General features: G+C 66.6%; 16 protein-coding genes, 1 pseudogene and 1 riboswitch. Of the genes and pseudogenes, 10 read left to right on the top strand and 7 right to left on the bottom strand.

What is annotated here, in order from left to right:
- Positions 1 to 70: 70 nt before the first annotated feature.
- The 3 genes from ACZY1I_RS10280 to ACZY1I_RS10270 all read left to right on the top strand — a co-directional run bounded on the left by ACZY1I_RS10280 (position 71) and on the right by ACZY1I_RS10270 (position 4,819).
- Complete coding sequence (locus ACZY1I_RS10280; protein ID WP_463754231.1) at positions 71 to 1,354, top strand: Rv1453 family transcriptional regulator; 1,284 nt, start codon at positions 71 to 73, stop codon at positions 1,352 to 1,354.
- A gap of 365 nt (positions 1,355 to 1,719) precedes the next feature.
- A riboswitch (cobalamin riboswitch) is annotated at positions 1,720 to 1,949 on the top strand.
- Between the two features lie 100 nt (positions 1,950 to 2,049).
- A complete protein-coding gene (gene metE, locus ACZY1I_RS10275) occupies positions 2,050 to 4,377 on the top strand; it encodes a 5-methyltetrahydropteroyltriglutamate--homocysteine S-methyltransferase (RefSeq protein WP_463754230.1) in 2,328 nt (775 codons plus the stop codon).
- Between the two features lie 13 nt (positions 4,378 to 4,390).
- Positions 4,391 to 4,819 carry a hypothetical protein gene (locus tag ACZY1I_RS10270; RefSeq protein ID WP_463754229.1) on the top strand — a complete coding sequence of 143 codons (429 nt, stop codon included), beginning with the start codon at positions 4,391 to 4,393 and terminating at the stop codon, positions 4,817 to 4,819.
- An 11-nt stretch (positions 4,820 to 4,830) separates the two neighbouring features.
- Here ACZY1I_RS10270 and ACZY1I_RS10265 read toward each other — a convergent pair whose 3' ends face one another.
- The gene (locus ACZY1I_RS10265) at positions 4,831 to 6,555 is read right to left on the bottom strand and encodes a DUF3556 domain-containing protein (protein ID WP_463754228.1); all 1,725 of its coding nucleotides are present in this window, start codon (positions 6,553 to 6,555) and stop codon (positions 4,831 to 4,833) included.
- A gap of 129 nt (positions 6,556 to 6,684) precedes the next feature.
- Here ACZY1I_RS10265 and ACZY1I_RS10260 point away from each other — a divergent pair, with 129 nt between their 5' ends.
- Complete coding sequence (locus ACZY1I_RS10260) at positions 6,685 to 6,858, top strand: hypothetical protein (protein ID WP_463754227.1); 174 nt, start codon at positions 6,685 to 6,687, stop codon at positions 6,856 to 6,858.
- Between the two features lie 195 nt (positions 6,859 to 7,053).
- Positions 7,054 to 9,186, top strand: a complete 2,133-nt coding sequence (locus ACZY1I_RS10255) for a PE family protein (protein WP_463754226.1) — start codon at positions 7,054 to 7,056, stop codon at positions 9,184 to 9,186.
- Between the two features lie 6 nt (positions 9,187 to 9,192).
- Here the strand turns inward: ACZY1I_RS10255 and ACZY1I_RS10250 are convergent, their stop codons facing one another.
- Together ACZY1I_RS10250 and ACZY1I_RS10245 are read right to left on the bottom strand one after the other, a co-directional pair.
- Entirely contained in the window at positions 9,193 to 10,665 is a 1,473-nt protein-coding gene (locus tag ACZY1I_RS10250) for a cobyric acid synthase (RefSeq protein WP_463754224.1), read from the bottom strand.
- Positions 10,666 to 10,667: 2 nt separating this feature from the next.
- A complete protein-coding gene (locus ACZY1I_RS10245; protein WP_463754223.1) occupies positions 10,668 to 11,150 on the bottom strand; it encodes a MarR family winged helix-turn-helix transcriptional regulator in 483 nt (160 codons plus the stop codon).
- 95 nt (positions 11,151 to 11,245) lie between these two features.
- Between ACZY1I_RS10245 and ACZY1I_RS10240 the strand changes: the two genes are divergently transcribed.
- The 5 genes from ACZY1I_RS10240 to ACZY1I_RS10220 all read left to right on the top strand — a co-directional run bounded on the left by ACZY1I_RS10240 (position 11,246) and on the right by ACZY1I_RS10220 (position 13,948).
- Positions 11,246 to 11,869, top strand: a complete 624-nt coding sequence (locus tag ACZY1I_RS10240; protein ID WP_463754222.1) for an NADPH-dependent F420 reductase — start codon at positions 11,246 to 11,248, stop codon at positions 11,867 to 11,869.
- Positions 11,870 to 11,933: 64 nt separating this feature from the next.
- Positions 11,934 to 12,833: a TIGR03619 family F420-dependent LLM class oxidoreductase gene (locus ACZY1I_RS10235; RefSeq protein WP_463754221.1), complete on the top strand. Its 900-nt coding sequence runs from the start codon at positions 11,934 to 11,936 to the stop codon at positions 12,831 to 12,833.
- Positions 12,834 to 12,964: 131 nt separating this feature from the next.
- Complete coding sequence (locus ACZY1I_RS10230; RefSeq protein ID WP_463754220.1) at positions 12,965 to 13,264, top strand: PE family protein; 300 nt, start codon at positions 12,965 to 12,967, stop codon at positions 13,262 to 13,264.
- 73 nt (positions 13,265 to 13,337) lie between these two features.
- Positions 13,338 to 13,631, top strand: a complete 294-nt coding sequence (gene esxG / locus ACZY1I_RS10225; RefSeq protein ID WP_463754219.1) for a type VII secretion system protein EsxG — start codon at positions 13,338 to 13,340, stop codon at positions 13,629 to 13,631.
- A 26-nt stretch (positions 13,632 to 13,657) separates the two neighbouring features.
- Positions 13,658 to 13,948: a WXG100 family type VII secretion target gene (locus ACZY1I_RS10220; protein ID WP_463754218.1), complete on the top strand. Its 291-nt coding sequence runs from the start codon at positions 13,658 to 13,660 to the stop codon at positions 13,946 to 13,948.
- A 49-nt stretch (positions 13,949 to 13,997) separates the two neighbouring features.
- Here the strand turns inward: ACZY1I_RS10220 and ACZY1I_RS10215 are convergent.
- From ACZY1I_RS10215 to prpD, 4 genes and pseudogenes are all read right to left on the bottom strand, one after another.
- Positions 13,998 to 14,509 (bottom strand): annotated as a pseudogene (locus ACZY1I_RS10215) (biotin carboxylase N-terminal domain-containing protein); the annotation flags it as partial.
- Positions 14,506 to 15,639 carry a bifunctional 2-methylcitrate synthase/citrate synthase gene (locus tag ACZY1I_RS10210; RefSeq protein ID WP_463754217.1) on the bottom strand — a complete coding sequence of 378 codons (1,134 nt, stop codon included), beginning with the start codon at positions 15,637 to 15,639 and terminating at the stop codon, positions 14,506 to 14,508. The pseudogene ACZY1I_RS10215 and the gene ACZY1I_RS10210, both read right to left, overlap by 4 nt.
- Positions 15,636 to 16,553 carry a methylisocitrate lyase gene (gene prpB, locus ACZY1I_RS10205; RefSeq protein ID WP_463754216.1) on the bottom strand — a complete coding sequence of 306 codons (918 nt, stop codon included), beginning with the start codon at positions 16,551 to 16,553 and terminating at the stop codon, positions 15,636 to 15,638. Before prpB ends, ACZY1I_RS10210 begins: the two co-directional genes overlap by 4 nt.
- Positions 16,550 to 18,058 carry a 2-methylcitrate dehydratase PrpD gene (prpD, locus tag ACZY1I_RS10200; protein WP_463754215.1) on the bottom strand — a complete coding sequence of 503 codons (1,509 nt, stop codon included), beginning with the start codon at positions 18,056 to 18,058 and terminating at the stop codon, positions 16,550 to 16,552. Before prpD ends, prpB begins: the two co-directional genes overlap by 4 nt.
- Between the last annotated feature and the right edge of the window lie 84 nt (positions 18,059 to 18,142).

The raw sequence follows: 18,142 nt of genomic DNA, 5'->3' as shown, positions 1-18,142 counted from the left end.
CATCGAGACGAGCGTGCCCGGCAGCAATTGGGCGGGCTGCAACCAGCACATAAGCCCTAAGATCAGGGTCGTGGCAGTGCCGGAACCCTCACCTCGGGTTCAAGAGTTGATTCGCAAGGCGGCGTGGGTCGCGCTGAATCCGAGCCGGGAGTGGCTCGACGAATTCGATCGCAGCGTGCTGCAAACTCTGGCGCCGATCTCCAACGATCCCAGCCTGGCGACAATTGTTTCGCGGGCCAACCGGGCAACCTTGATCTATTTCGCATCCGCGATGCTGCGCAGCCCGGGCGCCCCGGTGCCGCCCAATCTGGGTGTCGAGACCATGCGGATGGCTCGGGACCTGGTGCGTCGAGGATTGGACACTTCAGCGCTCGAGGTCTACCGCGTCGTGCAGAACGTCGCCTGGCGGCGCTGGACGGAAATCGCCTTCGAACTCACTTCCGATCCGGATGAGTTGCGACAGCTGCTCGAGTTGCCCTTCCGGTCGGCCAGCGACTTCGTCGATGACACGGTCGCCGGCATCACCGCGCAAATGCAGCTGGAATACGCCGAGCTGACCCAACACAAGACGGCCCGGCACCGCAAACTCGTCGAGCTCATCCTCAACGGGGCCGCCGTCGACGTGGAGCGGGCCGAACAGCAACTGGGCATCGTTTTCGAGCAGCCGCACACCGCCGCCATCATCTGGTCCGACGGACCCGACATCGACGCGACCCGCCTGGACCAGCTCGCCGAAGCGGTCCAGCAGGCCGTCGACAGCAAGCGCGCGATCACCGTCGTCGCCAGCGCGTCCACCCGCTGGGTGTGGGTCAACGATGTGGTTTGCGTCGACCCCGAACAGCTCCGCGACGTGGTCAAGAATTCACCGGACGCACGAATAGCGCTCGGAAATACCACCGCCGGATTCGAGGGGTTTCGGCGTAGCCACCGCGAGGCGATGACTGCGCAACGCACGCTGGTCCGGCTGCGGTCACGTCAGCAGATCGCCTCCTTCACCGATATCCAGTTGGTCGCCTTGCTCACCGAAAGCCCCGAGGGCGCGGACGAATTCATCAGGGCTACGCTCGGCGACTTCGAGTCGGCAAGCCCGACGCTGCACAAGACGTTGTTGGTGTACATCAACGCGGAATGCAATGCCTCACGCGCCGCCAAACGGCTTTACACCCACCGCAATACGTTGCTGCACCGACTCGACGCCGCCCAACGACTCCTGCCCCGGCCCCTGGACAACAACCTGGTCGAAGTTGCCGCGGCCATCAAGGCCGTGCTGTGGCGCGCGCCGCAATCCGGCGATTTGGCGGAGGTCAACCCTGAACCCTACGACCCCGCCCTGGCACCTGTGCCGGAGCCTTAACAGGCAGACCCAACGTTCCTAACGCTGAAGCGCTAGCGACTTGACGAATTAAGGTTCAGATCGCGCAGTTGTGCTGCCAACTGCTGCGGACGCAGGAGTGGCGCGTTGTGGTCCAGCCCGGGGAGGACGTGCGCCTGTGCGTGCGGCGATATGTCAGCGATAGCGCGTGCGGCGGTGGCGTCAGGACGACCAGCCCAGGCCCGGAACCAATGGTGTCGATGGCGATCGAAGTGCCATCTGCCGAATTGACGAACGACTGCTTGAAATCACGCGCCTTCATTCCAACTCCGATCCGCGGCAAGCGGCCCGCTCAGGCGGGATTTTAGCCGCGACCACCCCGCGGAGTAGCGTTGACCACGCAACTGGTCTGCCGTTGCCCACGTGGTAGCGGCATCGAGCGGCGCATCGAGGCGTCGTGAGAGGGAATCCGGTGAGAATCCGGAACTGTCCCGCAGCGGTATGCAGGAACGAACGCCGTATTCGATATGAAGAAGCACTGGTCTCGATCTTGGGGCTGGGAAGCGACGGCCAGTAGGAGCACCTTCGAAGGTGCGCGCCTGTGAGTCCGAAGACCTGCCAGCTGTGTCGGACGCGCCGCGTCCGGCGGCACATCGCCTCGTGGAATGGGCGTTTGGCCAAGCTGTTTCGGTGGTATGCGGGCTCGAGTACAGAAAGCTGGCGCACCCCCGAACGGAATGGCTGCGCGTCCGCGGGCGGTGACCCACCCGTCAATTGAAGGACGACCAGCAGTGAGCGCTCAACCATTTTCCGCAACCGTCACCGGCTCCCCCCGCATCGGTCCGCGCCGCGAACTCAAGCGCGCGACCGAAGGCTACTGGGCGGGACGCAAAAGCCGATCCGACCTTGAGTCGGTCGCCGCGACTCTCCGCCATGACACGTGGTCGGACCTGGCCGCCGCCGGCCTGGATTCGGTCCCGATCAATACCTTCTCCTACTACGACCAGATGCTGGACACCGCGGTGCTGGTCGGCGCGCTCCCGGACCGGGTCAGCGGTATCTCCGACGAACTCGACCGCTACTTCGCCGCCGCACGCGGCAACGACGACGTCTCACCGCTGGAGATGACCAAGTGGTTCGACACCAACTACCACTACCTGGTTCCCGAGGTCGGACCCGCAACCCGCTTTTCGCTGAACCCCGACAAGGTGCTCTCCGAGCTGAAAGAGGCGCAGGAACAAGGCATTCCGGCGCGTCCCGTAGTGATCGGGCCGGTCACCTTCCTGCTGCTCAGCAAGGCAGTGGACGGTGCGTCTGCACCGATCGAGCGGCTCAAGGAACTGGTGCCCGTCTACTCCGAGTTGCTCTCGCTGCTCGCCGACAACGGCGCACAGTGGGTGCAGTTCGACGAGCCGGCGCTGGTGACCGACATCTCCCCCGACGCACCGGCGCTGGCCGAGGCCGTTTACACCGCGTTGTGTGCGGCGGCGAACCGACCGTCCATTTTCGTCGCCACGTACTTCGGCGACCCCGGCGATTCGCTGGCGGGGCTGGCCCGCACGCCCGTCGAAGCGATCGGCGTCGACCTGGTCTACGGCGCCGACACTGCCCTCGCCGCCGTGCCTGAACTGGCCGGCAAGACGCTGGTGGCCGGCATCGTGGACGGACGCAACATCTGGCGTACCGACCTGGAGGCGGCGCTGGGCAAACTCGCGTCCCTGCAGGGTTTGGCGGCGTCGGTCGCGGTCTCTACCTCGTGCTCCACCATGCACGTGCCGTACTCGCTCGAGCCGGAGACCGATCTGGACGACAACCTGCGTAGCTGGCTGGCGTTCGGCGCCGAAAAGGTCACCGAGGTGGCCACCCTCGCCCGCGCGCTGCGCGAAGGACGCGAGGCGGTCGCCGATGAAATCGCGGCATCCAACGCCGCGGTGGCCTCCCGCAAGGAGGACCCACGTCTGCACAACGACCAGGTTCGGGCGCGCATCGACTCCATCGTCGAGTCCGGCACCCAGCGCGGCGACGCGGCGGACCGTCGGGCCAGCCAGGAGGAGCGGCTGGACCTGCCGGTGCTGCCCACCACGACGATCGGCTCCTACCCGCAGACCTCGGCGATCCGCATCGCCCGCGCGGCGCTGCGTGCCGGGGACATCGACCAGGCCGAGTACGAGCGGCGGATGAAGCAGGAGATCTCCGACGTCATCAAGCTGCAGGAAGAGCTCGGGATCGACGTGCTGGTGCACGGCGAGCCGGAACGCAATGACATGGTGCAGTACTTCGCCGAGCAGCTGGAGGGCTTCTTCGCCACCCACAACGGCTGGGTGCAGTCTTACGGCAGCCGCTGCGTGCGTCCGCCAATCCTGTTCGGCGATGTGATCCGGCAGCAGACGATGACGGTCGACTGGGCCACCTACGCGCAGTCGCTGACCGACAAGCCGGTCAAGGGCATGCTCACCGGTCCGGTGACGATCCTGGCGTGGTCGTTCGTCCGCGACGACCAGCCGCTGGCCGACACCGCAAACCAGGTGGCCCTGGCCATCCGCGACGAGACGGTGGATCTTCAGTCCGCCGGCATCGCCATCATCCAGGTCGACGAGCCCGCGTTGCGGGAGCTGTTGCCGCTGCGTCGCGCCGACCAGGACGAGTACCTGGAGTGGGCCGTCGGGTCTTTCCGGTTGGCCACCTCCGGCGTCGCCGACTCGACCCAGATCCACACCCACCTCTGCTATTCGGAGTTCGGTGAGGTGATCGGCGCGATCGCCGACCTGGACGCCGACGTCACCTCCATCGAGGCGGCCCGGTCACATATGGAGGTACTCGACGATCTCAACGCGATCGGCTTCTCCAACAGCGTGGGTCCGGGTGTCTACGACATCCACTCACCACGGGTGCCCAGCACCGCCGAGATGGCCGAATCCTTGCGCTCTGCATTGAAAGCTGTACCGGCAGAGCGGCTTTGGGTAAATCCCGACTGTGGCCTCAAGACTCGCAATGTCGATGAGGTGACCAAGTCCCTGCAGCACATGGTGGCCGCGGCGAAAGAGGTGCGCGCGGAAAGCCCTTAGGTGTGAATTTCGAATGCGCCTCAGCAAAGCGCCGAGTGCCAACGTCAGGCTGGGCGGTAACGGGGGTGCCGGCGGCAACGGCGCCAATGCCGCCGGACCCGTCAGTGTCAGCGGTAGCGGTAGCGGTGGCGCCGGCGGCCGGGGCGGCAACGGCGGGGACGGCGGCGCGGACACAGCGACAGGCAACGCCACCGCCCCCGGCGGCGGAGCAGGCGGTAACGGCGGGCTGGGCGGCAACGGCACCGGCGGGACCGGTGGAAAAGGCGGCGACGGCGCTACCGGCGGGATCGGCGGCAATGGCGGCGTCGGGGCCGGCGGCGGTACCGGCGGCGGCAGCGGACCGGTCACCGGCGGCGACAACGGCGACGGACCCACCGGTCCGACCGGCGGTGGCGGCGGCACCGGGGGCACCGGCGGCTCCGGCGGGCTAGGTGGCAGCTAACGCCGCGAGCCCTACTCCGACAGCACCTCGACCGGCACATCGTCGGCCCAGGGCTGCCGGGTCACCATGTCGGCCACCCGCACGAACCCGTGCTCGAACTCCCCCGTCGCCGCGTCGACGAGCCGATACCGCTGTGTCTGACGGTGGATCGGTTGGGCATCGAGCAGTACGACCCGCACCTCACCTGGCGCGAACTGGCAACGCCGCTGCATCGCCTGGATCAACTGCTCGTTGTGCATGTGGCCGTCACCGAAATTCCATCCGATGGCGGTACTGCAGATCCGCTCACCGTCGGTGAGGACGTAGTCGTCCTCGTCCTGGTTCGCCATTGCGCGGTGCGCCAAGGTGAACAGCGCCCGGCCGTGAGTGTTGAAGCCGCGGAAGGCATATCCCATAAACAGCGGGATCTGCGCGGCCTCCGGACTGCCGTAGAACCGCTCGAGCTGCGCTTGCGGCATGCTGGCGATCGCCACAATGCCCCGCGATATCTTCTCGCTCGCCGACGGCTTGATGCACCACAGCGTGGTGTCCCAGTTTCCGGCGTAATATCGCATGCCCGGCAGGAACGAGATCTTGCGCGGGAACAGGTTGCCGGCAATCACGATGCTCACCAGCAGGGCGAACAGAATGCCCACCAGCACTGGGTATTTGAGGTCTGTCAGACCCAGCTGGGCATGACCGACGAACAGCGAGAGCACGCCGAACATCATGAAAACATTCCACTCCAGCGGGACGCCCATCGGGATCGCGGAAAGGATCCCGAAGTGGAACAGCAGCATGACGATCGCGGCCACCTTCAGCGGCCAACCGTCGTGGGAGAAGAACAGCACCACCGGCACCACCATTTCGATGAAAGTGCTGATGTGGGCGACGATTCGGGACAGCCGTCCGGGTCGCAGGTCGTCGGGGAACTTCTCGAAGAACAACCGCTTGAGCCATCGGGGGCGCATCAGCGGGTTGTTGGACATCATCGTGGAGATCACGAACGGGAAGTGCTTGTTGAGTTTGGACGTCGCCGCCCCCATCCAGATCACCAGAAACACCAGTTTGGCGGCGATGATCATGTCCACTCCTGGAAGGAGGAACGTCACCGTCAGCGAACCGTAGACCTCCCCGCGGGCGGCCAGGAAGATCACCTTGTCGCGAAGTCCGGCCGCGCCCAGCACCAGCAGAATTGCCACGATCTGCCACGTCGGCAACACCCCGACCGTGGTCCCCAACGCCGGTATCGGGCCGCTGCCATCGGTGAACAACGCCGTCACCAGCAAAACCAGCAGCAGCGCGTACAAGGCGACGTCCAGCGGCTTTCGTTTGGTGCCAAAGGTCATCGGAACACGGTCGGGCCACGGTGGTAGCCGGATGGTGCCGAACCGCAGCCAATACAGGATCGAGCCCAGCGGCGGGAAGAACCGGTTGTTCAGCGGCCCAAAACCGCAGCCGAGCCCGACGACCTCGAACAGCATCGTGTACAGCACGACCTTCTCGACCACGATAGGCTCCGCGTACCACGCCCGAACGTCGGTAAAACCGTCGATCCCTTTGGTAGAGAACACAATCAACCAGGCGAACAAGACGTAGAGCAGGATCTTGACGACATAGAACAGATGCAGCACTACGGGCGTACCGAAGCCCACTTCGGCCCAGTGCCGGGCCATCGGCTGGATCTTTTCACTGCGGGTGCCCTTGCTCCACTCGGCCATGTCGAGTTCTGGCAGTTGGGGCTTGAGAAATCCCATGGTCGAAAGACTAGAACGTGTTCTAACGGCCTGCCCAGGTTCTCGCACAATCCTTTGTCAGCCCGTAAGGCGCTCGATACCGTGAGCTGTGTTGCCGACGGGCGACTTGGGCGGCTGAAGGAACAGGACATGAGCAGACTTCGATACCTCGCCCTGGCAGTCGGTACGCCGCCGCTGTCGCCGGGCGACTCGTGCTTGACGTTGCACGCCACCACCAAAGACGCCACCGGGCGGACCATGTGGTGCAACCCGACGATGACGGGCAGTCACAGCCTGGTATGGCAATGCGGCGGGCCGGCCTAGTAGCGCCGTCAAGTCCGGCGGAGCAGGCGGTCCCGGCGGTGCCGGCGGCCCGGGTGGCTCCTAACAGCGCTCCCCCCTAGGGAATTCGCGCAATTCCGAACAAAAGTCGCCCGCGCCCGCGTAATGTCCGCGGTCTATTTACCTGCGGATGTTCGGGCATGACGCGGGTTGCACTTCTCGGCTGGGGGAGGCCATATGTCATATCTGATCGCAGTTCCTGAGTCGTTGGCGGCAGCGTCGGCCGACCTCGGCGGCATCGCGGCCGCCATCGGGCAGGCCAACGCAGCGGCGTCGTCGTCAACCACGTCGGTGCTGGCTGCCGGTGCGGATGAGGTGTCCGCAGCGATCGCCGCAATTTTCGGCACGCACGCTCAGGAGTACCAAGCGATCAGCGCCCAGGCGACGGCGTTCCAACAGCAATTCGCCCAAACTCTCCACTTGAGCGCTCAGGGATACATGGGCGCTGAGGCGATGAGCATTGAGGACCTCCTGTTTTTCCCGATCAACGCGCCGTCCGAATTGCTGTTCGGCCGACCGGTGATCGGTAACGGCACCAACGGCGCACCCGGCACCGGCCAGAACGGCCAAGCCGGCGGGATCCTGTTTGGCAATGGCGGCAATGGCGGGTCAGGGGCGCCCGGCGGTAGCGGCGGAGCCGGCGGGTCCGCTGGGTTCCTCGGCCGAGGCGGTAATGGCGGCGCTGGTGGAGTTGGTGGTGCTGCGGGCGGACGCGGTGGCAACGGCGGGTGGCTGTTCGGCTCCGGCGGGGCCGGTGGCGTCGGCGGCGCCGGATCGGCAAGCAGCATCAACGGCGGTGTCGGCGGTGCGGGCGGGGCCAACGGCTTCTTCGGTGGGAGCGGCGGCGCGGGCGGTACCGGCGGGAGCGGCGGCACCGGTAACGGAGTCGGCGGAACCGGTGGCGACGGCGGGGCAGGCGGTGCCAACAGGGCACTGATCGGCTGGAACGGCGGACATGGCGGCGCTGGCGGTACCGGCGGAGCAGGCGCGACCGGCGGTGCCGGTCAGACCGGCTTCGCGGGCGGTACCGGCGGCAATGGCGGTGGCGGCGGCTCGAGCTTCCTCGGCACCGGCGGCGACGCGGGCGCCGGCGGCCGCGGCGGGGTGGGCGGCAACGGTGGCGCAGACACCGGCAGCGGCGGAATCGCAGCGCCATCCGGTGGCGCTGGCGGCCTCGGCGGCAACGGCGGCACTGCCGGCACCGGCCTGTTCTCGGCGGGCGACGGGGGTACCGGTGGCGGCGGTGGGACAGGCGGCAATGGCACCAACGGCAACGACTTCAGCGCGGTAGGCGCCGACCGCGGCGGCGACGGCGGCGTCGGTGGGCACGGCGGCAATGGGGGCAACTCGGGTCGCGGCGGCACGAGCGGCTCCAGTGGCGCCGGCGGCGGTGGGGGTAACGGCGGCAGCGGTGGCAGCGGCAACGCCATCGGCCCGACCGCCGCCGCCGGCGGTAACGGCGGAAACGGCGGCGCCGCCGGAACGGCCGGCCGCGGCGGCAGCATCAGCCTGCTGGGTGGTTCGGGCGGAAGCGGGGGCGCCGGCGGCACTGGCGGCAACGGCGCCGATAACTTTGCCGTCAATCAATTTGCCCCGCAGGGCATTGCGGGCGGCAACGGCGGCAACGGCGGCGCGGGCGGCGCCGGCGGTGTCGGCGATCTCGTCGCTACCGGCGGCCTGGGCGGGACCGGCGGCGCCGGCGGAAACGGTGGCACCCCGGATCCGCTCAACGGAGTGCAGGCCATGGGCGGCAAGGGCGGGACCGGTGGTAACGGCGGCACCGGCGGTGCGAGCACCGGCGCGACCGCCACCAACTTCGGCGGACTCGGCGGATTCGGCGGAAACGGCGGGGTTGCCGGCGCCGGCTCTGAGGGGACCAACGTCATCAAACCCGGTGACGGCGGTGTCGGCGGCACCGGCGGGCTCGGCGGAAACGGCGGCAACTCGGCCAACAGCCTCGTCAACACCGGCGGAGCGGCTGGTGTGGGCGGTACCGGTGGCGCTGGTGGCACCGGCGGTGCCTCGCAGAATTCAGGTTTTCCTGGCGGCCTCGGCGGAAAAGGCGGCATGGGCGGCTCGGGCGGCACCGGAGGCACCGCCAGCGGCTTCCTCGGCAACATCGGCGGCCTCGGCGGCAACGGCGGCCCCGGCGGCGGCGGCGGCACCGGCGGTGACGGCAACGGCGGCAATCCGGGCTCGTCGGGCGGCCCAGGCTTCAGTGCCGGACCAGGTGGTCTGCCCGGCGGCAATACCGGCGGGTCACCCGGCACGGGTGGAACCGGGGGCACGGGCGGCCAGGGCGGCTCCTAGCAGCTTCTACGGCGCGCCCGGCGGCAGAAAGGGCAGTCCCACCCGGCACCCGCTCCGGGCCAGGTCGAGCAGGGCACCGACGTCGAGGTGCTGTTCGACGAGGTCGCCCAGCAGGTCGAGGCGGCGTTCGCGCGCGACCGGAAAGCACGCGCCCGACGCCAAATCGAGCGTCTCGCGCAGGAACGCCCCGCGCAGGGCATCGCCTTCCAGCGAGCCGTGCCACATCGTGCCGAACACCCGTCCCTGGCGCACGCCGCCGAGGAACTCCTCAACCGAGTCGCCGGCGGTGATCCGGCCGTGGTGAATCTCGTAGCCCGATGCGGCAACTCCGAGGCCGGATCCCTGGGGTAGCCGCAGCACCTTCTCGGCGCCGAACGTGGTCTCGATGTCCAGCAAACCCAGGCCCGCTACCTCGGCCGCCGAACCTTCGACCCCGTCTGGGTCACGTATCACTCGGCCCAACATCTGAAATCCGCCGCAGACGCCGAGCAGCGGTTTACCCGCCGCGGCGTGCGCCAGCACCGCCCGGTCCAGACCTCGCGCCCGCAGCCAGCCGAGATCGGCGATCGTCGAGCGGGTACCCGGTAGGACGATCAGGTCGGCATCGCCCAGTGCGCGGGGGTCGGAAGCGAACACGACATCCAGATCGGGTTCCAGACCCAGGGCGTCGACATCGGTGAAATTGCTGATCCGTGGCAAACGCACGACAACAACCCGACGCGTGCCCGCTCCGGCGGCGCGCCTGCCCTCCAGGTCGAGTGCGTCTTCGGAGTCCAGCCACAGGTCGGGGTGCCACGGCAGGGTGCCGTACACCGTTCGTCCGGTCAGAAGTTCCAGGTCGCGCAGACCCGGTGTCAGCAGGTCGAGATCACCGCGGAACTTGTTGACCACGAACCCCGCCACCAGCGCCTGGTCCTGCGCCGACAGCAGCGCAACGGTGCCCAAGAATGCCGCGAACACCCCGCCGCGGTCGATGTCACCGACGACGATAGTCGGCAGCCCAGCGTGGCGCGCCAGCCCCATGTTGACGTAATCGCCTGCGCGCAAGTTGATTTCGGCCGGGCTACCGGCCCCTTCCGCGACGACGACGTCGTAGCGGGCGGCGAGATCGTCGAAGGCCCGGTGCGCGGCCTCCCCCAGTGCCCGTCGTCCCTCCAGCCAATCCGCCGACGCCACCTGACCCCACGGTTTTCCCATCAACACCACATGGCTGCGCTGGTCACTGGCCGGCTTGAGCAGCACCGGGTTCATGGCCGGTTCGGGCGTCGCCTTCGCGGCGAGCGCCTGCACCCACTGCGCGCGGCCGATCTCCGCCCCCGAGCCGTCCGGGCCGATACAGACCATCGAGTTGTTGGACATGTTCTGCGCCTTGAACGGAGCCACCCTGACGCCACGTCGGGCCAGCGCCCGACACAGTCCGGCGGTGACGGTGCTCTTGCCTGCATCGCTCGTCGTTCCGGCCACCAGCAAACCCGACATGGCTAGTTGGGCTCACCTTCGCCGGTCGAGCCACCGTCTTCGGCCAGGTGGTGCAGGATTCGTTCGTTGAGGGCGGCGAACATCTCGAGCTCAGCCGGGGTAAGTAGGTCGACGAAGTTCCGGCGGACGTCCGCCACGTGCCCTGGCGCTGCCTTCTCGATGGCGGCGCGGCCTGCCGGTAGCAGGCAGACCATGGTGCTGCGGGCGTCATCGGGGTTGGGCTCGCGGCGGATCATCCCGTCCTTCTCCATGCGCCGCACCTGGTGGGAGACGCGACTCTTCTCCCAGTCCAGGGTGTTGCACAGCTCGTGGGCGGGCATGCGGTCCTTGTCGTGACCGGAGAGCACCGCCAGTACCTCGTAGTCGGCTCCGGATAGGCCCGATTCCTGCAAGCCCCGGTTCAGTTGCACGACGAGCAGATGATGCGCGTGCATGAACGCACGCCAAGCGCGGTCCTCGTGCGGGCTCAGCCAGTTCGGTTCCATCCCCACATGCTACCTAGTTGGTTGACGTATCAACAAACCCCCAATAAGGTAGAGACGTCAACCATTTTCGATCGCAACTCAGGACGGGACATCGAATGAGCAACATCAGCATCATCGGGACCGGGAACATGGCCCGCGCCATCGGCACGCTGGCGGTAGCGGGCGGCAATACCGTCGAGGTCATCGGCCGCGATCAGGCCAAGGCCGCCGACCTGGCCAAGACTCTCGGCGGTGGCGTCACAACGGGAGAGTTCGGCGCCGTCCCGGCCGGGGACATCGTCATCGTGGCGTTGTTGTACGCCAACGTGATTCCGGTCGTCACCCAGTACGGAGACGCACTCGCGGGCAAGGTCATCGTCGACATCAGCAACCCGTTCAATTCCGCTGCCGACGGGCTGGCCATCCCGGACAACACCTCGATCGCGCAGGAAGTTGCCGAGGCGGCCCCGGCCAGCGCCAGGGTGATCAAAGCATTCAACACAATTTTCGGAGTTGTCCTGGCCAAGGGACGGCCGCTCGACGTGTTCATTGCCGGAGACGACGCACCTGCAAAGGCGAGTGTCGCGAAGTTCGTCGAGAGCCTCAAGCTGCGCCCGCTGGACATCGGCGGTTTGCAGATGGCGCACTGGCTGGAAGGAACGGGGCTGGTCATGATGGGTCTTGCCCGTCATGGGATGGGGAACTTCGATTTCGCCCTCGGCGCCTCCGTGCCCGCCTGAGCCGCACGAGCAGGGCCGTCGTACGCCCCGTTGCTTGTTGACAAATCAACGAAAGGTCTTCGCGATGAAGCTCGGTTTCGCAATTCCCATAGTCGGGCCCGCAATTAGCAGCGCCGCTGGTCTCAGCGCGTTCTGCCGAGGACTCGAGGATCTCGGCTACGACACCCTGTGGGTCGGCGATCGCCTGGTCACGCCAGTTGATATGCACAGCACGTATCCGGGCAAAGAGCAGCCGTACCCGCCGCAGATGACCCGTTACCTCGATCCGGTCCTGCTGTGGACGGTCGCCGCGGCGGCGACCAGCCGGATTCGGCTGAACGCCAGCACGCTCAGCACGTTCTACTACGAGCCGGTTCACCTGGCGCGGCTGCTGACGACGCTGGACGTGCTCAGCGACGGCCGCCTCAGCGTCGGCGTGGGAATTGGGTGGATGAAGGACGAACATGACATCGCCCGCAGCGCGGACTGGCGCCGGCGCGGGCAGATGCTCGATGACGTGCTGGCCTTCCTGCACGAGTGGTGGACGACCAATCCGGTGTCCTGGGAGAGCGAGTTCTTCTCCCTGCCGCCGGTCCATGCCGACCTGCGCCCGGTCCAGCCCGGCGGTCCGCCCATCTGGATCGGCGGTGCCAGCGAGGCCGCGATGCGCCGGGTCGGCCGCAGCGGCACCGGCTGGCTCGGCGTCGAGGGGCTGCAGGCCGAGGTCACCGACCACCTGTGGTCGATCGCGCGCCGCGCGGCGCAGGACGCCGACCGCGATCCTGACGCGCTCAAGACGGCCATGCGGATCAATCTCGACCCGGGCACGTCCGTTGACTCAGTTGCCGGCAGACTCGATCACCTCGCCGGGTCCGGTGCCGACGAAGCGATCGTGGACGCATTCGCGCTGTTTCCCACCCTTGACCAGCTGCTTGACTTCGCCGGCCAGGTGATGGATCGATGGAGTGATCGCCGGAAAGCTTGACGGCGCCGCCCAACTCGCAGGGTCAGCAAATCGGCTTTGCGACCCCTGCGAACAGGAATGCGGGCACAATGGATTTCGCCGCCATCGCCTCTCTGCTGATGACGGGCAAACGCAGCAAAGGAGTGTGTGCGATGACGTTGCGAGTGGTACCCGAGGGACTGGCCGGGGCCAGCGCTGCGGTGGAGGCCTTGACAGCGCGGTTGGCGGCTGCGCATGCCAGCGCGGCTCCGCTGATCACCGCGGTGGTGCCGCCGGCCGCGGATCCGGTGTCCCTGGAGACGGCCGCAGGGTTCAGCGCACTCGGCGAGGAGCACGCCGTGGTTGCCGCGCAAGGTGTCGAGGAACTGGGCCGTGCGGGTGTGGGTGTCGGCGAAGCCGGCGCCAGCTACCTCGCGGGCGACGCGGCAGCAGCCGCCACGTACGGCTGGTAGCACGCCGATTTCACAGGACTATCCGTAGAGAAATGAATCACATGTACCCCCAAGGTTCGGAAGGAGAGACGCAATGAGTCTTTTGGACGCTCACATTCCTCAGTTGGTGTCTTCGCAGGCGGCGTTCGGCGCCAAGGCGGGGTTGTTGCGGCACACGATCGGCCAGGCTGAGCAGGCGGCGATGTCGGCGCAGGCGTTCCACCAGGGTGAGTCGGCGGCAGCGTTTCAGGCCGCACATGCCCGGTTCGTGGAGGTGGCCGCGCGGGTCAACACGTTGCTGGATATCGCGCAGGCGAACCTCGGTGACGCCGCGGGTACGTACGTTGCTGCCGACGCCGCTGCCGCGTCGACCTACACCGGGTTCTGAGCCGGAATTCACCAGAGAGGTTTGTTATGTCGCAGATCATGTACAACTACCCGGCGATGCTGGCGCACGCTGGGGAGATGTCGGGCTACGCGGGCACGATGAGCGGGTTGGGTGCCGATATCTCCGCTGAGCAGGCTGCTCTGCAGAACGCGTGGCAGGGTGACACCGGGCTGACGTACCAAGCCTGGCAGGCGCAGTGGAACCAGGCGATGCAAGACCTGGTGCGGGCCTACCAGTCGATGGCGAGCACGCACGAGTCGAACACCATGGCGATGCTGGCCCGGGACGGGGCCGAAGCCGCCAAGTGGGGCGGCTAGCCGCAAGGCTCGTCAACCTCATACTCGAGCAGAATTGACGCGCTCGGGCGACCCGGCGCATGCCACGACCACCACCCCCGGCGACCGCCTTGACGAAGAGCGGGAACGGCATCCGTTCGGCAGCCGCGAGCAACTCCCAACTGACGACGAGGGTGCGCAGGACGCCAGCACCGGAAGCCCCGCCGCCCGCGCCGCATCGATTGCGCGTGCTTTATTGCCGGTCAACTCCAGCACGGACACCGACGGGCCGACGAACGTGATCCCGGCCGCCGCGCAGGCTGCCGCCAATTCGGGCTTCTCCGAAAGGAATCCGTACCCGGGGTAGACGGCATCGGCACCGCACGCCGGCGCCGTCGCCACGATCTCCTCGACGTTGAGATAAGCCCGGACCGGATGGCCGATTTCGCCGATCTGGTACGACTCGTCGGCCTTCGCCCGGTGCGCGGAATTGCGATCCTCCATAGCGAACACCGCAGCCGTGCCGATACCCAACTCGTATGCGGCGCGAAATGCCCGGATCGCGATCTCGCCCCGGTTCGCGACCAGAACTTTCGAGATCACCGGTTCAGCTTGAGCGTTCGTTGCGGCGGTCCGACATACTCGCTGAGCGGACGGATCAACGCGTTGGATGCCGTCTGTTCCATGATGTGCGCGGTCCAGCCGGTGATCCGGCTCATCACGAAGATCGGTGTGAAGCAACCGATGTCGAATCCCATCATGTGATAGGCCGGACCGGTCGGGAAGTCCAGGTTCGGCTTGATGCCGTTGGCGGCCGCCATCCCGCGCTCCAAGACCTCATAGATGTCCAGCCAGCGTTGCCCGTCTCGGACTGCGGCGACTCGTTCCAGCGCCTTCTTCATGGTCGGCACCCGCGAGTCACCGCTCTTGTACACCCGGTGCCCAAAGCCCATGATCTTGTCTTTGCGGTCAATCTTGCCCTGCAGCCACGACAATGCTCGATCGGGAGTGCCGATTTCGAGCATGTCATGCATCACGGCTTCATTGGCGCCGCCGTGCAGCGGTCCCTTGAGCGCGCCGATGGCAGCGGTGACCGCGCTGTAGATGTCGGACTGGGTCGAGGTGACCACGCGCGCAGCGAAAGTCGATGCGTTGAAGCTGTGTTCGGCATAGAGCACCATGGACTGCTCGAAGGCGTCCACGATCACCTGCTCGGGAACATTCCCGAAGCACATGTGCAGGAAGTTCTGTGCGTAGTTCATATGGCTATGCGGCGCAATCGGTTCCAGGCCGCGCCGGCGGCGCATGTCGGCGGCGACGACGGTCGGCAGCACCGCATACATCCGCAGCGACTTGGCGTAATTCGCCTCGACACTGCTGTCGTCTTCCTCGGCATCTTCGGCGCCCAGGTAGCTGATCACAGTGCGCACCACGTCCATCGGGTGACAGGTATCCGGCTGCTTGGCGATCAACGACAGCATCGAACGGTTCAGCCGACGGTTGGCCCGTTCCCGCTGGGTGAACAACGCCAGCTGCGGTTCGTCGGGCAGTTCTCCGTGCCACAGCAGATAAGCCACCTGCTCGAAGCTGCACTGCGCGGCGAGGTCTTGCACCGCGTAGCCCCGGTAGGTCAGCGAGTTGGTCTCCGGGACCACCTTGGAGATCGAGGTGGTGTCGACGACGACGCCGGCCAGGCCCTTATAGATTCTCGGCTGGTCTTCGAGAGTACTCATGCGGTGACTCCTTCAAGCGCGAAGTTGTAGATATCGGAATCGAATTGGTTGTAGTCGGCGTAGCGCAGGAGCTCGTAGAGACGGCGGCGATGTTGCATCCGGTCGAGCAGACCGGATTGTGTTCCGGTGTCGGCGATTTCACGAAGCCCGACCTCGACGGCATGCATGGCCAGTCGCAGCGTGGTCACCGGATAGATCACCGCGTTGTAGCCGATGTCGGCGAGTTGCTGCGCGGTCAGCAGCTGCGATTTGCCGAACTCGGTCATGTTGGCCAGCAACGGCGTGCCGACCGCGTCGCGAAACTGCTCGAATTCAGCTGGCGTGCTGAGGGCTTCGGTGAAGATCAGGTCTGCCCCGGCGTCGGCGTACGCCTTGGCCCGGTCGATCGCCGCAGGGACTCCCTCGAGGCCGGCGGCATCGGTACGTGCGCAGACAATGAAATTCGGGTCCCGCCGGGCAGAGACTGCGGCGCGCAGTCGCTTGACCATCTCGCCGGTGGGAACGACCGCCTTCCCGTCGAGGTGGCCGCATCGCTTGGGGTTCACCTGATCCTCCAAGTGGCATCCGGCCAGGCCGGCATCTTCGAGGACGCTCACGGTGCGCGCGGCGCTCATCGGCTCACCGAAGCCGGTGTCGGCGTCGATTAGCGTCGGCAGGTCGGTCACCCGCGCGACCTGCGCGCCCCGCGTGCTGACCTCGGTCAGGGTGGTCAGGCCGATGTCGGGCAGACCGAGGTCGGCGGAGAGCACCGCGCCGGAAACGTAAACCCCGTCAAATCCGAGCTCGCCGATCAACGTGGCAACGAGCGGCGAGAACGCACCCGGAAGTCGTTGCAGTCGGCCGCTTTCCAGCGCTGTGCGGAATCGCGATCGCTTCTCGGCCGCCGACACGGCGCTGCCGATCAGCCCACTCATCCGAAGATCCCCGACGGGATGGTCGGCGCCTTGTCGAGCACTCGCGGATCTACCAGGATGTTCAGCGCACCCAGGGTGCCGGGTTGTTGCTCTGCCAGCCCTTCGACCACCGACAGGAACCGTTGCTGCTCGGCGTCATCGACGACACCCTCGGCCAGCTCGGTGAACTTGGCGACGTACTGCGTACGTTCAAACGGTCTGGCGCCCAACGGATGCGCATCGGCGACCGCGATCTCATCGACGATAACCTCACCGCTGCGCAGCGTGATCTCGGCACGTGCGCCGAATGCCTTCTCCGCGGGATCGGTTGCGTGATAACGCCGCGTCCATTCCGGGTCTTCCAGCGTGGAGATCTTGTGCCAGAGTTCGACGGTATCGGGCCGGTGCGCACGCTCGGGAGCATAGGAACGTTCGTGATGCCACGTGCCGTCTTGCAAGGCGACCGCGAAGATGTACATCACCGAGTGATCCAGGGTTTCCCGGGACGCGTCCGGATCCATCTTCTGCGGATCGTTGGCGCCGGTGCCGATCACGTAGTGCGTGTGGTGACTGGTGTGCAGCACGACCGTCGCCACCTGATCTAGGTCACCGATCCGCTCGCGTAGCCGGCGGGCCAGGTCGATCAGCGCCTGGCTCTGGTATTCCGCCGAGTGTTCCTTGGTGTAGCTGTCCAAAATGGCTCGCTTCGCCTCGCCCGTTTCGGGGAGCGGCACCTGATAGGTGTGCTCGGTACCCGACAGCAGCCAGGCGATCACCCCGTCTTCGCCTTCCCAGATCGGGGCAGGCGCGCCTTCCCCGCGCATGGCGCGGTCGACGGCCTCGATGCCGACCTTGCCGGCCCACGCGGGGGCGAACGCCTTCCAGCTGGAGATCAGACCTTTGCGGGACTGACGGGTGGACGTCGTCAGGTGCAGCGCCTGACCGATCGCCTGGTAGATGACTTCCTTGTCGAGGCGCAACATCGTCCCCAGGCCGGCCGCCACCGACGGCCCGAGGTGCGCGATGTGGTCGATCTTGTGCTCGTGCAGGCAGATCCCCTTGACCAGGTCGATCTGGATCTCGTACGCGGTGGCAAGGCCACGGATCAGGTCGGCTCCCCCGATCCCGAGGTGCTGAGCCACGGCGACCATGGGTGGGATGTTGTCACCGGGGTGGGAGTACTCCGCGGCCAGAAAAGTGTCGTGAAAATCCAACTCACGTACCGCCACGCCGTTGGCCCACGCCGCCCACTCCGGCGAGTAGTCGCCCTCAATTCCAAACACCTTCGCGCCGCGCCTGGACACCGGGTGGGCCAGCGCCTGTGCGCGGGCCGTCGCGACGGGCCGGCGGATCACCGAGGCCGCCGAAACCGCGGCGTTGTCGATGAGCCGGTTGAGCACCATGGACTCGGTCTCTGCTGGCACGGCTACCGGGTCGGCAGCTACCTCGGCAACCTTGGCGGCCAGATGTTCGCCGCGCGGAAAGTCGTCGGCGCTGCGCCGTGCTCGAACCTCATGAATACGCATAAACCGCACAGTACGCAGACGTGCAAGTAGCGTAAATGCCCTATAAAAGCGTAATTTTGTGTCCTTATCCCAGGGATTTTTGCG

It is taken from the genome of Mycobacterium sp. IDUB_37 (genome assembly GCF_055419245.1).
Note: the sequence above shows the minus strand (reverse complement) of the source record. Positions and strands in the feature narration are given on the sequence as shown.

Coding starts and splice junctions, on each gene's coding strand:
- esxG (WP_463754219.1), top strand. CDS start 13,338: ATGAGTCTTTTGGACGCTCACATTCCTCAGTTGGTGTCTTCGCAGGCG.
- ACZY1I_RS10245 (WP_463754223.1), bottom strand. CDS start 11,150: ATGGAACCGAACTGGCTGAGCCCGCACGAGGACCGCGCTTGGCGTGCG.
- prpD (WP_463754215.1), bottom strand. CDS start 18,058: ATGCGTATTCATGAGGTTCGAGCACGGCGCAGCGCCGACGACTTTCCG.
- ACZY1I_RS10220 (WP_463754218.1), top strand. CDS start 13,658: ATGTCGCAGATCATGTACAACTACCCGGCGATGCTGGCGCACGCTGGG.
- ACZY1I_RS10260 (WP_463754227.1), top strand. CDS start 6,685: ATGAGCAGACTTCGATACCTCGCCCTGGCAGTCGGTACGCCGCCGCTG.
- ACZY1I_RS10250 (WP_463754224.1), bottom strand. CDS start 10,665: ATGTCGGGTTTGCTGGTGGCCGGAACGACGAGCGATGCAGGCAAGAGC.
- ACZY1I_RS10265 (WP_463754228.1), bottom strand. CDS start 6,555: ATGGGATTTCTCAAGCCCCAACTGCCAGAACTCGACATGGCCGAGTGG.
- ACZY1I_RS10230 (WP_463754220.1), top strand. CDS start 12,965: ATGACGTTGCGAGTGGTACCCGAGGGACTGGCCGGGGCCAGCGCTGCG.
- ACZY1I_RS10270 (WP_463754229.1), top strand. CDS start 4,391: ATGCGCCTCAGCAAAGCGCCGAGTGCCAACGTCAGGCTGGGCGGTAAC.
- ACZY1I_RS10210 (WP_463754217.1), bottom strand. CDS start 15,639: ATGAGTACTCTCGAAGACCAGCCGAGAATCTATAAGGGCCTGGCCGGC.
- prpB (WP_463754216.1), bottom strand. CDS start 16,553: ATGAGTGGGCTGATCGGCAGCGCCGTGTCGGCGGCCGAGAAGCGATCG.
- ACZY1I_RS10255 (WP_463754226.1), top strand. CDS start 7,054: ATGTCATATCTGATCGCAGTTCCTGAGTCGTTGGCGGCAGCGTCGGCC.
- ACZY1I_RS10235 (WP_463754221.1), top strand. CDS start 11,934: ATGAAGCTCGGTTTCGCAATTCCCATAGTCGGGCCCGCAATTAGCAGC.
- ACZY1I_RS10240 (WP_463754222.1), top strand. CDS start 11,246: ATGAGCAACATCAGCATCATCGGGACCGGGAACATGGCCCGCGCCATC.
- metE (WP_463754230.1), top strand. CDS start 2,050: ATGGCTGCGCGTCCGCGGGCGGTGACCCACCCGTCAATTGAAGGACGA.